The following is a 12,863-nucleotide window of genomic DNA, read 5'->3' as shown; positions in this document are numbered from 1 at the left end:
GGTTTCATTAACTGTGAATGATTAATTTTGCCTGGCCATCTTTCGGTTCGATGATCTTTAAATCTCACTATTCGTATCCATCTGGAGAGTAACCAAGTAACTAAATCAATTTTAAACGATTTTTGGAGCGACTATGACTGATCTGTTTTCACCGCTGAAACTGGGCGCTGTTGAAGTAGAAAACCGGGTATTGATGGCTCCGCTAACCCGCTGCCGTGCGGATGAGAATCATGTGCCCACGGACCTGATTGCTGAGCATTACGCCCAGCGTGCTACCGGTGGTCTACTGATTGCTGAAGCGACCATGGCGATGGAGGGTAACTCTGCCTTCTGGCGTGAGCCGGGTATCTATTCAGAGGCGCAGGTCGAAGGCTGGAAAAAGGTGACCGATGCCGTACATGCTGAAGGTGGGAAGATTTTTCTGCAGATCTGGCACGGTGGTCGTGCCTGTCATCCGGTATTGAATGACGGCAAACAACCGGTAGCGCCGAGCGCTATCGCGATTACCAATTCAGATATACACACACCGGAAGGTAAAAAGGCTTATACCGAGCCCCGCGCTCTGGAAGATGCTGAAATTCCATCTATTATCGATGGTTTTGTGATAGCGGCAGAGAACGCCAAGCGTGCCGGCTTTGATGGTGTAGAAGTACACGGTGCTAATGGTTACCTGCTGGATGAGTTCCTGCGCGATGGTTCAAATCTGCGTGAAGGCCCTTATGGTGGCTCGATTGAAAACCGTGCCCGTCTGCTGCTGGAAGTGATCGAAGCGGTCAGCAAGGTATGGGACTCTGGCCGGGTCGGTGTACGCCTGTCACCACTGAACAGCTTTAACAGCATGAAAGACAGTGATCCGGTAGGGCTGATGACCTGGCTATCGCAGAAACTAAGCGACTACGATCTGGCTTACCTGCACCTGATGCGTGCTGACTTTTTAGGTGAGCAGCAAATGGATATTGTCACACCGGTTCGTGAAAGCTACAAAGGTAACCTGATTGTGAATATGGGCTATAGCCCCCAGGAAGCACAGCATGTCGTGGCAGAAGGTATTGCTGATGCGGTTGCCTTTGGTGTGCCCTTTATCGCTAACCCGGACCTGCCCCGCCGCATTAAAGAAGGAGCGGAGCTGAATCAGGCTGATCCAAAAACCTTCTATACTCAGGCACGGGAAGGTTATAACGACTATCCGTTTCTTGAGGAACTGGCTCCTGCATAGGTGTCTGATATAAGCGGTCAAGCAGAAACGAACAGGAGAACACGATGAGCGACAGCACAAATACAGAGTCTAAGAACATTTACACGCCCCCTAAAGTCTGGAAGTGGGAGGCAGGTAATGGTGGCAAGTTTGCCAATATCAACCGTCCGGTTTCCGGGGCAACCCATGAAAAAGCACTGCCGGTGGGAGAGCATCCTCTACAGGTTTACTCTCTGGCAACACCAAACGGCGTTAAAGTAACGGTTATGCTGGAGGAGCTGCTGGCACTGGGCTTTAAAGAGGCGGAATATGATGCCTGGCTGATCGATATTACAGAAGGGGATCAGTTCAGTAGCGGGTTTGTCGAGATCAATCCAAACTCTAAGATTCCGGCGATGATGGATCATAGTGTCAGTCCGCCGCAACGGGTGTTTGAATCCGGTGCTATCTTATTATACTTGGCGGAAAAGTTCGGTGCTTTTATCCCGAAAGATCCCGTTGCGAAAACGGAGTGTATGAACTGGGTGTTCTGGCAGATGGGTTCTGCTCCTTTTCTGGGCGGTGGTTTTGGACATTTTTATGCTTATGCACCGGAGAAATTTGAATATCCGATCAATCGCTTCACCATGGAAGTGAAGCGCCAGCTGGATGTACTGGATAAGCGCCTGGCGGATAATCCTTATCTGGCCGGAGAGGAATACAGTATCGCCGATATCCTTGTTTGGTCCTGGTATGGAGCGTTAGTGCTGGGCCGTTTGTATGATGCGGCAGAGTTCCTTGACGTGGACAGCTATAAAAACGTGATGCGCTGGGCAAAAGCGATTGATCTGCGTCCGGCGGTTCAGCGTGGCCGTATTGTGAACCGCACCTGGGGGGAAACCTTTGAACAATTGCGTGAGCGGCACAGTGCTGCAGATTTTGATCAGTTGGGCTAAAAAGTCATAGGATACCCGTATTTGCAAATTGCCGGGATGAGGCCTTGGTCGCCTCATCCCGGTTTTTCATTTTTCCCTTTGGCCTCCGGTGCTGTTTCTCCTTTCAATCCTGATAACACCTTTCTGTTCTGGTAGTACCTTTCTGCTTCTTCGATACTTTTGTCTCTCCCTCTCCCTCTCCCTCTCCCTCTCCCTCTCCCTCTCCCTCTCCCTAAAAGTGCTGTGATCCCATACTTAATGTCTGGTGCACTGCTGTGCTTCCGTTGTTCTCTCATGGTGCGGCCATCAGGTGCTCAGGTGCTCTTTTTTTTATCTTTCTATGGCTAACACCATGAAAGTTATAGGTTTTCTGGAACATGGCACAATTCTTCAATATTCCTTTCAAGAAATATATTTTCTCAAAAAGAAGGGGATACTATGAAGTTAGTCAGTGCAATTATCAGACCCCATGCATTGAACGATGCACGTGAAGCGTTGCAAGAGCTTGGGGTAACGGGGCTCACAACCACGGAGGTTCATGGTTACGGACGTCAGAAGGGGCACACTGAGCTGTATCGGGGGGCTGAATACAGTGTTGAGTTTATATCGAAGATCAAGATAGAAGTTGCTGTTTCTGATGCTTTTGTAGACCAAGTTATTGAAGCAATCACAAAAAGTTGCGGTAGCGGTAAGGTCGGAGACGGCAAAATTTTTGTTTTAGATCTTGAACGAGCTGTCCGGATTCGTACCGGTGAAACCGGCGAACAGGCACTTTAGGAGTAAAAAATGGATAACTTAGTCATTGAAATTGGTTACGCCCTGGACACGTTTTATTTCTTAATAAGCGCTGCTTTAGTGATGTGGATGGCTGCAGGCTTTGCCATGCTGGAAGCGGGTTTAGTAAGAAGTAAGAATACGGTAGAGATTCTGAATAAGAATGCTCTGCTCTACGGCATTGCCTGTATTGTTTACCTGTTTGTGGGTTACAACGTTATGTATCCGGCGAACCCTGTTTCCAGTGTGATTCCGGGTATCGAGTTCTTCCTGGGAGCGGATAATGGCGCTGCTGATGTGGTATCCGGTGCGGATGATGCACCTTATTACTCCACGATGGCTGATTTTATCTTCCAGGCGGTTTTTGCAGCGGCGACCATGTCCATTGTTTCCGGTGCAGTTGCTGAGCGGATGCGTCTGTGGCCCTTCCTGATTTTTGCCATTGTGATGGTTGCGGTGATCTATCCGGTAGAGGGTTACTGGAAATGGGGTGGTGGCTTCCTGGATCAGATGGGATTCCAGGACTTTGCTGGCTCTGTTGTCGTTCATATGGCGGGTGCATCTGCTGCCCTGGCTGCTGTGATTATGGTTGGAGCACGTAAGGGACGTTACACCAAAGAGGGTAAACCTGTTGCGATTCCGGGTGCAAACCTGCCAATGGCAACACTGGGTATGTTTATTCTCTGGATGGGCTGGTTTGGTTTCAATGGTGGTTCAGAGCTTAAGATCGCTAATGTGGAAGAAGCTAACGCCGTTGCCCGGGTTTTTGTTAACACCAACGCGGCTGCGGCTGCGGGTATGGTGGCTGCCGCATTGCTGGCGCGCTTCCTGTTTGGTAAAACCGATCTGACCATGACCATTAATGGTGCTCTGGCCGGTCTGGTAGCCATTACAGCTGAACCTCTGCTGCCTTCTGCAGGTATGGCAACCTTTATTGGTGCTGTAGGTGGTTTGGTTGTGGTTGGCTCGGTACTTCTGCTGGATAAATTGAAGCTGGATGATCCTGTTGGTGCGATCTCTGTCCACGGGTCAGCGGGTATCTGGGGGATCTTTGCGGTTCTGATCAGCAATCCGGATGCTACCTTTATCAATCAGCTAATCGGCACAGTAGTCGTTTTCGCCTGGATGTTTGGTGCCACCATGGTAACGCTGATGATCATCAAAGCGGTGATGGGTCTGCGGGCCAGTGATGAGGAAGAGATGGAAGGTATGGATGTTCATGAGTGTGGTATGACCGCCTATCCTGAATTTACCAATGACAAGTAAGCTATGAGTTCATGAAATAATTAGAAAGACCCTCCGATGCTATACCTATTGCGCTTACCGGTTTTATCAGAGCCAGGTAAGCGCTTTTTTTTAGCCACTCTGCTTTATTCCTTCTTATGGGTTGCCGTAATGCTACTCCGAGTAGTTGATAATAGAGAGTAGTTGCAGCGGCACATCGTAGAGCTGCTCTGGGCCATGGGGTACCTCAGCATCAAAAGTCAGGCTGTCACCGGCACTCATCTCATACAGATGGTTACCATGGCGATACTGAAGACGCCCTGACAGCAGATAAACAAACTCCTGCCCCGGATGAGAGAAGGTTGGAAACACTTCCGCCAGATCATCCATGGTGATCAGAAATGCTTCAAAGTTTTTCTTTCCTCCCCGCTGATAGGTGAGTAGCTGATAGTTATGGCCTTTATCGGTTCCCCGTCGTACGACCTCTAAACCCTCGCCAGCTTTCGTAAACTGAGCACTACCCTCTGGGCGATTGTAGTCGGTGAACAGGGTAGAAATTGACAGCCCTATGGCGTTGCACAGCCGGTTTAGCGTCTCAAGACTGGTGGATACCTGAGCGTTTTCAATCTTGCTGATCATCCCCTGACTGATATTGGAGATGCGGGCAACATCTGTAATTTTAAGCCCTTGCTCTACTCTGGCCTTTTTAACCACCATGCCGATGTATTGGTCGAGGCTAAACTCCTCGGTGCGGTTCTGATCCATCATAGTGCTCCAATTTAATGCGGTTGCGCACTGGTTTCATGCGTAATGCCTGCGGTTATCCCAAGAACAGAAGGGGATTATACCCTCTGTGTATGGTTAGCAGTATTCCTGTTAGGAAACTAATTTTCATAACTCTAGTAAAATCAATAACTTGATCAGATCATGAATAAAATATTCCCATCAGGAAAATATGTGGCACAGCGGTTGCTTTCTTATATTTAAACAAATATTCCTGACGGGAAATTTTATAGCCTGACAGGAAGATGAGTGACCTAAACTGTTTTAGGAGTGACCTGATGCCGTTAGATGTAAAGCGTTTCTGCGATGAGAATGACATCAAATATGTGCTTGCACAGTTTGTCGATATTCATGGTGTTGCCAAGACGAAGTCTGTGCCTGCCCATTGCCTGATGGATGTTGTTGAAAAGGGCGCAGGCTTTGCCGGTTTTGCGGTTTGGGGACTAGGTATGGAACCTCATGGCCCTGATTTTTTGGCACGGGGAGATCTGGATAGTTTAACGATTGTTCCCTGGCAGCCGGGTTATGCCCGGATCGCCTGTGATGGCTACGTGGAGGGCAAGCCTTATCACTATGACAGTCGTGTCGTGTTGAAAGAACAGCTAAAGCGATTGAGTAGCCGGGGCTGGACACTCAATACCGGACTTGAGCCTGAGTTTTCGCTGTTTAAACGCAATAGTGATGGTTCTCTGGGGCCGGTGGATGATACGGATACGCTGACCAAGCCATGCTACGACTACAAAGGATTATCCCGCTCCCGGGAGTTTCTTGAGAAGCTGGTTGATAGCCTGCAGAAAGTGGATATGGATGTTTACCAGATTGACCACGAAGACGCTAATGGTCAGTTCGAGATTAACTACACCTATAGTGATGCTTTAACTTCCGCAGATCGCTTTACCTTTGTTCGTATGGCAGCCGGTGAGATTGCCAATGACCTGGGCATGGTCTGCTCCTTTATGCCCAAGCCGGCCTCTGATCGCACCGGTAATGGTATGCACTTCCACCTTTCCATCTGTGATGAGAGTGGAAAAAATCTGTTTGGCGACGACAGCGATAAGCATGGCATGGGACTGTCCAAAATGGCTTATCACTTTACGGCGGGTCTGTTGCATCACGCTAAGGCGTTGTGCGCTATTGCAGCCCCTACCGTGAACTCCTATAAGCGCCTGGTGGTGGGCGGTTCCGCATCCGGGGCAACCTGGGCTCCGGCTTATATCTGCTACGGTGATAACAATCGCTCCGCCATGGTGCGTATTCCCTATGGTCGCCTTGAATTCCGGCTGCCGGACTCAGGCTGCAATCCCTACCTGGTTCATGCAGCACTGATCGCGGCGGGTATGGATGGTATTGAGCGTGAGTTGGAAGCGGGAGATCCGGTGAATGAAAACCTCTACACCATGAGCAGCCAGGACTTGGCCGCGAAAGGTATTGATATTCTGCCTCAGAATCTGGGTGAAGCGGTGGCTGCTCTGGAGGCGGACACTGTGCTGACCGAGGCTTTAGGTAAAGACCTGATGGCAGAATTTGTCAGTCTGAAACGTGATGAGTGGATCGACTACTGCCGCCATGTCAGTGATTGGGAAGTAGCCCGCTACGGCGAGTTCTTCTGATCTGACCTGAGTTTCACCATTTTTACCAATGGATAGAGCCCGCTTAAGTCTGATTTAAGCGGAACGGCTTCGCTCGGCCTGAAATCAGCGGGCGAGTCGGATTTTGACTCTTTGATATGACTTTTTATGACTCTTTTTTGAAGTGAGGATGATGCGATGTGTGGAATCGTAGGTCTCTACCTGAAGAACCCGGCGCTGGAAAGTCAGCTGGGTGCCCTGTTTGAGCCCATGCTGATCGCGATGACCGATCGAGGCCCGGACAGTGCCGGTTTTGCCATTTATGGTGATGAGGTTGCCGATGGTTGCAAACTGACGCTGCGCCACGAGGATGTGGACTACAACTGGGAAGCACTGGCGGAGCAGGCGCGTATTGAGCTGGATGCTGAAGTTAGCTGGTTCCGGAATGATACGGTGGCGGTTTTTAAAATAGCGTGCCCTGCGGACAAGGCAACAGCCTTTGTGGAAGAAAAGGCATCTGATGTTCTGATCTTGAGCGCTGGCCACTCCATCGAAATTCTGAAGGAGGTAGGGCTGCCGGAAGTGATCGCCAACCGTTTCAATCTCAAAGGGATGAAAGGGACTCATATTATCGGACATACCCGTATGGCCACCGAGTCAGCGGTCACCATGGCCGGTTCGCATCCATTTTCAACCGGAGAGGATCTTTGCCTGGTGCATAACGGCTCCCTCTCTAACCACAACCGTATGCGACTAGAGCTGAAGCGCCAGGGGATTCATTTTGAAACAGAAAATGATTCTGAAGTGGCTGCTGGTTATCTGATGCATCGTCTGCAGCAGGGAGACAGTCTGAAGCTGGCGCTGGAGAACGCTCTGCGGGAATTGGATGGTTTCTTCACGTTTACCATCGGCACCCGGGACGGTTTTGCTGTGGTTCGTGACCCGATCGCCTGTAAACCAGCGGTTTTAGCGGAAACGGATGATTATGTGGCCATGGCCTCTGAGTATCAGGCTCTGACCTCTCTGCCGGGTATTGAGAAGGCAAAAGTCTGGGAGCCGGAAGCAGCCAAAATCTACGTTTGGGAACGCAGCTAAGCGCATCCGCTGACAAGGTTAAATACGAGGAATCTGAATTATGAAAACACTTGATCTGGCAACAAGCTCGCTGCGTGATGTGAATCAGGCTTTGCATGAGCAGTCTGGTGAGTGCACTGAGCGTGAATGGAAAATTACCGGCGCCAGAGGGGATCACAATATTGCCTGTGGCCTGGATGCAGCCTTAAGTGTCGATATTGAAGGTCACGCCGGTTATTACTGTGCGGGTATGAATAAGAAAGCTCATGTGGTGGTTCACGGTAATACGGGTCAGGGCGTGGCAGAAAATATGATGTCCGGCATTGTACGTGTCAAAGGTCAGGCCTCTCAGTCAGCCGGTGCAACAGCCCATGGAGGGCTGCTGGTGATTGAAGGTGATGCCGGTGCCCGTTGTGGGATTTCCATGAAAGGGGTTGAGATTGTTGTAGGTGGTGATGTGGGCCACATGAGCTGCTTTATGGCTCAGGCCGGTGCTCTTGTTGTGTGTGGTGATGCCGGTGATGCGCTGGGCGACTCTCTGTATGAAACCAAGATTTTTGTTAAAGGCAGCGTCGCTTCATTAGGCGCAGACTGTGTGGAAAAAGAGATGCGCCAGGAGCATCTGGATTATCTGGCTGACCTGCTTAACCGAGCAGGTATGGATGAAGATCCGGCCAGCTTTAAACGCTATGGCTCAGCCCGCCAGCTTTATAACTTTAAAGTTGATAATGTCAGTGCTTACTGATCACGCAGAGACGAGGATAAAACGATGAGTGAACAAGATCTGAATGTAAAAGCTGGCCTGCGTGAGTCTGCAACCTTTGATGCGGCGACCATGACTGAGATCCGTCGGGCTGCCGAAAGCGGTATCTATGATATCCGTGGTTTTGGTGCCAAGCGCAAGGTGCCTCACTTTGATGACCTGCTGTTTCTGGGAGCTTCCATGTCGCGCTACCCATTGGAAGGTTACCGCGAAAAATGCAATACCCAGGTTACCTTAGGCACCCGTTTTGCCAAGAAGCCGATTGTGATTGAAACGCCGGTTACCATCGCCGGTATGAGTTTTGGTGCGCTTTCCGCGAATGCTAAAGAGGCACTGGGGCGCGGAGCTTCCGCCGTGGGAACCTCTACTACCACGGGCGACGGTGGTATGACGCCGGAAGAGCGCGGCCAGTCCACTAAACTGGTTTATCAGTATCTGCCCTCCCGTTACGGCATGAACCCTGATGATCTGCGCAAGGCCGATGCGATCGAAGTGGTATTGGGGCAGGGAGCTAAACCCGGTGGTGGCGGTATGCTGCTGGGGCAGAAGATTACGGATCGTGTCGCTCAGATGCGCACCCTTCCCATGGGAGTGGATCAGCGTTCCGCCTGCCGCCATCCGGACTGGACCGGGCCTGATGATCTGGCGATCAAAATTCAGGAGCTGCGGGAGATCACCGACTGGCAGGTACCGATCTACATCAAGGTAGGTGCAACCCGTACTTATTACGACGTAAAGCTGGCGGTGAAAGCCGGTGCGGATGTGATCGTGGTTGACGGTATGCAGGGGGGAACCGCCGCCACTCAGGAAGTGTTTATTGAGCATGTCGGTATCCCGACACTGGCGGCGATTCCTCAGGCGGTGCAGGCGTTGCAGGAGATGGGGATGCACCGTAAGGTTCAGCTGATCGTATCCGGTGGGATTCGCAACGGTGCTGATGTGGCGAAAGCGATGGCGCTGGGAGCTGATGCCGTGGCGATCGGTACAGCCGCACTGGTTGCTCTGGGCTGTAACCATCCTAAATGGGATGAGGAGTTCAGAAAGATCGGCTCCGCGGCGGGTTATTACGATGATTATCATGAAGGTAAAGACCCGGCAGGTATCTCCACTCAGGACCCAGAGCTCAGTAAACGCCTTGATCCGGTTGAAGCGGGTCGTCGTCTGGCGAACTACTTACGGGTTCTGACCATGGAAGCGCAAACTCTGGCCCGGGCCTGCGGCAAGAATGACCTGCGTAACCTGGAGCCGGAAGATCTGGTGGCTCTGAATGTGGAAGCCGCTGCCATGGCACGGGTTCCTCTGGCCGGCACCAGCTGGATTCCGGGACAGTCATTCTGAGCCTGAATATCTAGTCACCGACAGACCGGAGTTGCCCTGGCAGCTCCGCTATCAACCCTTTTCAAGGCCCATTTTTTAATTAAAGCATTCGCTTTACGGGTTTCTGCACCCTGAAAAAAGTAAACAGGATTTTGACCATGCCTCATGCAAGCAACAAAACCGAATATATCCTTCGAACAACCTGTCCGGCAGGAAGTGGCATTGTGGCCGATGTTGCCGGTTATCTGACTCAGCAGGGCTGCTATATCAGCGAGCAAGCGCAGTTTGATGATCAGGATAGTGGCAAATTCTTTATGCGTACCCGGTTCCATTTTCAGGGTGAGGATGCTGATAAGGCGGCAATTACGGCTAAACGTATTGAATCGGGTTTTACCGAAATTGCCCGGAATTTGAATATGGAGTGGACCCTGCATAACGCTTGCGCTCCGTTAAAAACCGTCATTATGGTCTCCAAGGCCGACCACTGTCTGAGGGATCTGCTTTATCGGAAAAATAAAGGTGACCTGAAGATAGCGATCACCGCAGTGGTTTCCAATCACCTGGATCTGAGACCTATGGTGGAGCGGGAGGGGATCCGCTTTGTCCATCTTCCGGTCAATAAGGAGAACAAGCCCCGGCAGGAGCAGGCTTTGCTGGAGATTGTTGAAGAAACCGGTTCAGAGCTGGTGATTCTTGCCCGTTATATGCAGATCCTTTCAGACAACCTCTGCGGTCACCTTGCAGGGAAGGCGATCAATATTCACCACTCTTTTCTGCCGGGGTTCAAAGGCGCACGTCCCTACTATCAGGCCTATGACCGGGGGGTAAAGCTGATCGGTGCCACAGCTCACTATGTCACCGCCGATCTGGATGAGGGGCCAATTATTGAGCAGTCGGTACAGACCGTTGATCACACCATGGGACCGGAGAAGCTGACCAGTGCCGGTCGGGATACGGAAACGGTGGCTCTGGCCCGGGCCATAAAGCTGCATACCGATCACCGTGTCTTTGTGGACGGCAATAAGACTGTTGTCTTCAAGTAAGGAGAAAGATTATGGCAACGCGAATTGATGGAAAAAAGCTCTCTGCTGAGCTGTTGACGTCAGTGGCGCAGAATGCTGCGGAATTCCAGCGGGAGTTCGGCCTCAGGCCCGGTCTGGCTGTTGTTTTGGTAGGAGAAGATCCAGCTAGTCAGGTCTATGTGCGTAACAAAACCGCTCGTGCCACTGAGTCGGGCCTGAATTCCACGGAATACCGGTTACCAACCGAGACAACTCAGGCCGCTCTGAATGATCTGATCGAAGAACTGAACAGTGATCCCGAAGTACATGGCATTCTGGTACAGCTCCCTTTGCCAGAGCATCTGGATGAGGAACAGGTGATAGCGGCTATCTCACCGGCTAAAGATGTGGATGGCTTCCATCCGGAAAATGTTGGCGCTTTGAGTGTAGGTAAAGACGCACTGGTGCCCTGCACGCCTCAGGGTTGCATGATTATGCTCCAGCAGACCTTGGGGAACCTGTCCGGTAAACACGCGGTGGTTGTGGGGCGCTCCAATATTGTTGGTAAGCCGATGGCCTCTCTGCTGCTGCAGGCCAATTGTACGGTGACGATTGTGCACTCACGTACCCCAGAGCCGGAAAAGCTTGCCCGGCAGGCTGACATTCTGGTGGCCGCTGTCGGTATTCCTGAAATGATCGGCTCCGAATGGGTAAAGCCAGGGGCTACGGTTATCGACGTTGGCATCAATGTCATCGAGCGTGATGGTAAGCGCAAGCTGGTCGGTGATGTGGATTATGCCGCGGTTGAGCCCATCGCCCATGCCGTAACACCGGTGCCCGGTGGCGTAGGGCCGATGACCATCGCCTGTCTGATAAAAAATACACTGCTGGCTGCACGAGCTCAGCAGTAAGACGTTGGCTGCCATCTGCCGCCAGATGAAACATATCCCATCAGTGGAGCTGATGATACAGGAGCAGGCTTATGCCCTTTGCACTTCTTAAATACGGCCTTAACAGTGACTTCCCCTTTGAGAAGGATGCCGACCTACCCCCACCAACCGCGCTGAAAAAACACTACGACGTGGTGATTATCGGTGGTGGCGGGCACGGGATCGCCACCGCTTACTACCTGGCGAAATACCATGGCATTACCAATGTAGCCGTTCTGGAAAAAGGGTATTTGGGCGGTGGAAACACGGCTCGTAATACCGCAGTGATCCGCTCCAACTATCTGACCTCAGAGGGGGTTCGGTTTTACAGCGAGTCGGTGAAATTGTTTCAGGAGCTTTCCAATGAGTTTGATTTCAACATTATGTATTCCAGGCGGGGCCAGCTGACACTGGCGCACACCGATGCTGCCATTCGTGGTTTTCGTCAGCGAACCGAAGTGAATAAACACTTTGGAGGCAAGACAGAACTGATTGGGCCTCAGGAGATAAAAGAACTGGTACCCACTCTGAATATGAACCCAGGCCACCAGCCTGTTCTGGCAGGACTCTGGCATATGGATGGTGCTACCGCTCGTCATGATGCTGTCGCCTGGGGCTATGCCAAGGGAGCCACCCAGCGGGGTGTTGAGCTGCACCAGCTAACAGAGGTGACCGATATTCTGGTGGAAGAGGGCGTCGTAAAAGGGGTGAAAGTCAGACAGGGAAGTGCTGAACACACCATTGCGTGTGGTGTTGCTGTTCAGGCGGTTGCCGGGCACAGCTCGATGATGGCGGAGAAAGCAGGGTTTCGTCTGCCGATTGTGACCTATCCCTTACAGGCGATGGTCACTCAACCGGTAAAACCCTTCCTGGACCCTCTGGTGAGCTCTCCTGCATTTCACTGTTATGTTCAGCAGACCGGGCGGGGTGAGCTGGTCTTTGGTGGCGGTTCTGACCCTTACCCGCTTTATAACAGCCGGTCCAGCCTGGAGCTGAAAGAACAGCTGTTGGCCCATGCCGTCGAGCTGTTCCCTTTTATGGCTAATCTGAAACTGATGCGCCAGTGGGCGGGGTTGACCGATATGACCTCAGATTACAGTCCGATTATGGGAATGAGTCCGGTGAAAAACTATTACCTGGATGCAGGTTGGGGAACCTGGGGCTTTAAGGCGACCCCCATCTGCGGACAGACGATGGCAGAGCTGGTGGCCACCGGTAAAACCCCTACGCTAATCCAGCCTTTTGGTGCGGAACGATTTAACCAGTTCAGGCAGGTCAATGAAATGGGCGCTACGGCGGCCTCCCACTGAACAGAGTAACA

At 51.5% G+C, this 12,863-nt stretch carries 12 protein-coding genes; 11 read left to right on the top strand and 1 reads right to left on the bottom strand.

All coding sequences use genetic code 11. The features are described 5' to 3' along the window. Nucleotides 1–133: 133 nt before the first annotated feature. The 4 genes from ACN0R8_RS10920 (at nt 134) to amt (ending at nt 4,149) form a co-directional block, all read left to right on the top strand. Nucleotides 134–1,216: an alkene reductase gene (locus ACN0R8_RS10920; protein WP_417597327.1), complete on the top strand. Its 1,083-nt coding sequence runs from the start codon at nt 134–136 to the stop codon at nt 1,214–1,216. A 44-nt stretch (nt 1,217–1,260) separates the two neighbouring features. Then, nucleotides 1,261–2,130 (top strand): glutathione-dependent disulfide-bond oxidoreductase, encoded by an 870-nt coding sequence (gene yghU / locus ACN0R8_RS10915; protein WP_417597325.1) that lies wholly within the window; start codon nt 1,261–1,263, stop codon nt 2,128–2,130. 417 nt (nt 2,131–2,547) lie between these two features. After that, nucleotides 2,548–2,886: a P-II family nitrogen regulator gene (locus ACN0R8_RS10910; protein ID WP_417597323.1), complete on the top strand. Its 339-nt coding sequence runs from the start codon at nt 2,548–2,550 to the stop codon at nt 2,884–2,886. A 9-nt stretch (nt 2,887–2,895) separates the two neighbouring features. Then, nucleotides 2,896–4,149, top strand: a complete 1,254-nt coding sequence (gene amt, locus ACN0R8_RS10905) for an ammonium transporter (protein ID WP_417597321.1) — start codon at nt 2,896–2,898, stop codon at nt 4,147–4,149. Nucleotides 4,150–4,281: 132 nt separating this feature from the next. Here the strand turns inward: amt and ACN0R8_RS10900 are convergent, their stop codons facing one another. Further along, a complete protein-coding gene (locus ACN0R8_RS10900) occupies nt 4,282–4,875 on the bottom strand; it encodes a helix-turn-helix domain-containing protein (protein ID WP_417597319.1) in 594 nt (197 codons plus the stop codon). A gap of 293 nt (nt 4,876–5,168) precedes the next feature. Here ACN0R8_RS10900 and glnT point away from each other — a divergent pair, with 293 nt between their 5' ends. The 7 genes from glnT to ACN0R8_RS10865 all read left to right on the top strand — a co-directional run bounded on the left by glnT (nt 5,169) and on the right by ACN0R8_RS10865 (nt 12,852). Continuing rightward, on the top strand, nt 5,169–6,500 hold the full coding sequence (gene glnT / locus ACN0R8_RS10895) for a type III glutamate--ammonia ligase (protein WP_417597317.1): 1,332 nt from the start codon (nt 5,169–5,171) through the stop codon (nt 6,498–6,500). A gap of 156 nt (nt 6,501–6,656) precedes the next feature. Next, nucleotides 6,657–7,553, top strand: coding sequence for a class II glutamine amidotransferase (locus ACN0R8_RS10890; protein ID WP_417597315.1), 897 nt, complete (start codon nt 6,657–6,659; stop codon nt 7,551–7,553). A gap of 40 nt (nt 7,554–7,593) precedes the next feature. Further along, the gene (locus tag ACN0R8_RS10885) at nt 7,594–8,277 is read left to right on the top strand and encodes a protein glxC (RefSeq protein WP_417597313.1); all 684 of its coding nucleotides are present in this window, start codon (nt 7,594–7,596) and stop codon (nt 8,275–8,277) included. A gap of 24 nt (nt 8,278–8,301) precedes the next feature. Next, the gene (locus tag ACN0R8_RS10880; RefSeq protein ID WP_417597311.1) at nt 8,302–9,633 is read left to right on the top strand and encodes an FMN-binding glutamate synthase family protein; all 1,332 of its coding nucleotides are present in this window, start codon (nt 8,302–8,304) and stop codon (nt 9,631–9,633) included. A 137-nt stretch (nt 9,634–9,770) separates the two neighbouring features. Next, complete coding sequence (purU, locus tag ACN0R8_RS10875) at nt 9,771–10,655, top strand: formyltetrahydrofolate deformylase (protein ID WP_417597309.1); 885 nt, start codon at nt 9,771–9,773, stop codon at nt 10,653–10,655. 11 nt (nt 10,656–10,666) lie between these two features. Beyond that, nucleotides 10,667–11,524, top strand: a complete 858-nt coding sequence (gene folD / locus ACN0R8_RS10870; RefSeq protein WP_417597307.1) for a bifunctional methylenetetrahydrofolate dehydrogenase/methenyltetrahydrofolate cyclohydrolase FolD — start codon at nt 10,667–10,669, stop codon at nt 11,522–11,524. A gap of 71 nt (nt 11,525–11,595) precedes the next feature. Then, the gene (locus ACN0R8_RS10865) at nt 11,596–12,852 is read left to right on the top strand and encodes an FAD-dependent oxidoreductase (protein WP_417597305.1); all 1,257 of its coding nucleotides are present in this window, start codon (nt 11,596–11,598) and stop codon (nt 12,850–12,852) included. The last annotated feature ends 11 nt before the right edge of the window (nt 12,853–12,863 follow it).

It is taken from the genome of Oceanospirillum sp. (assembly GCF_048265165.1).
Lineage (GTDB): Bacteria > Pseudomonadota > Gammaproteobacteria > Pseudomonadales > Halomonadaceae > Oceanospirillum.
Note: the sequence above shows the minus strand (reverse complement) of the source record. Positions and strands in the feature narration are given on the sequence as shown.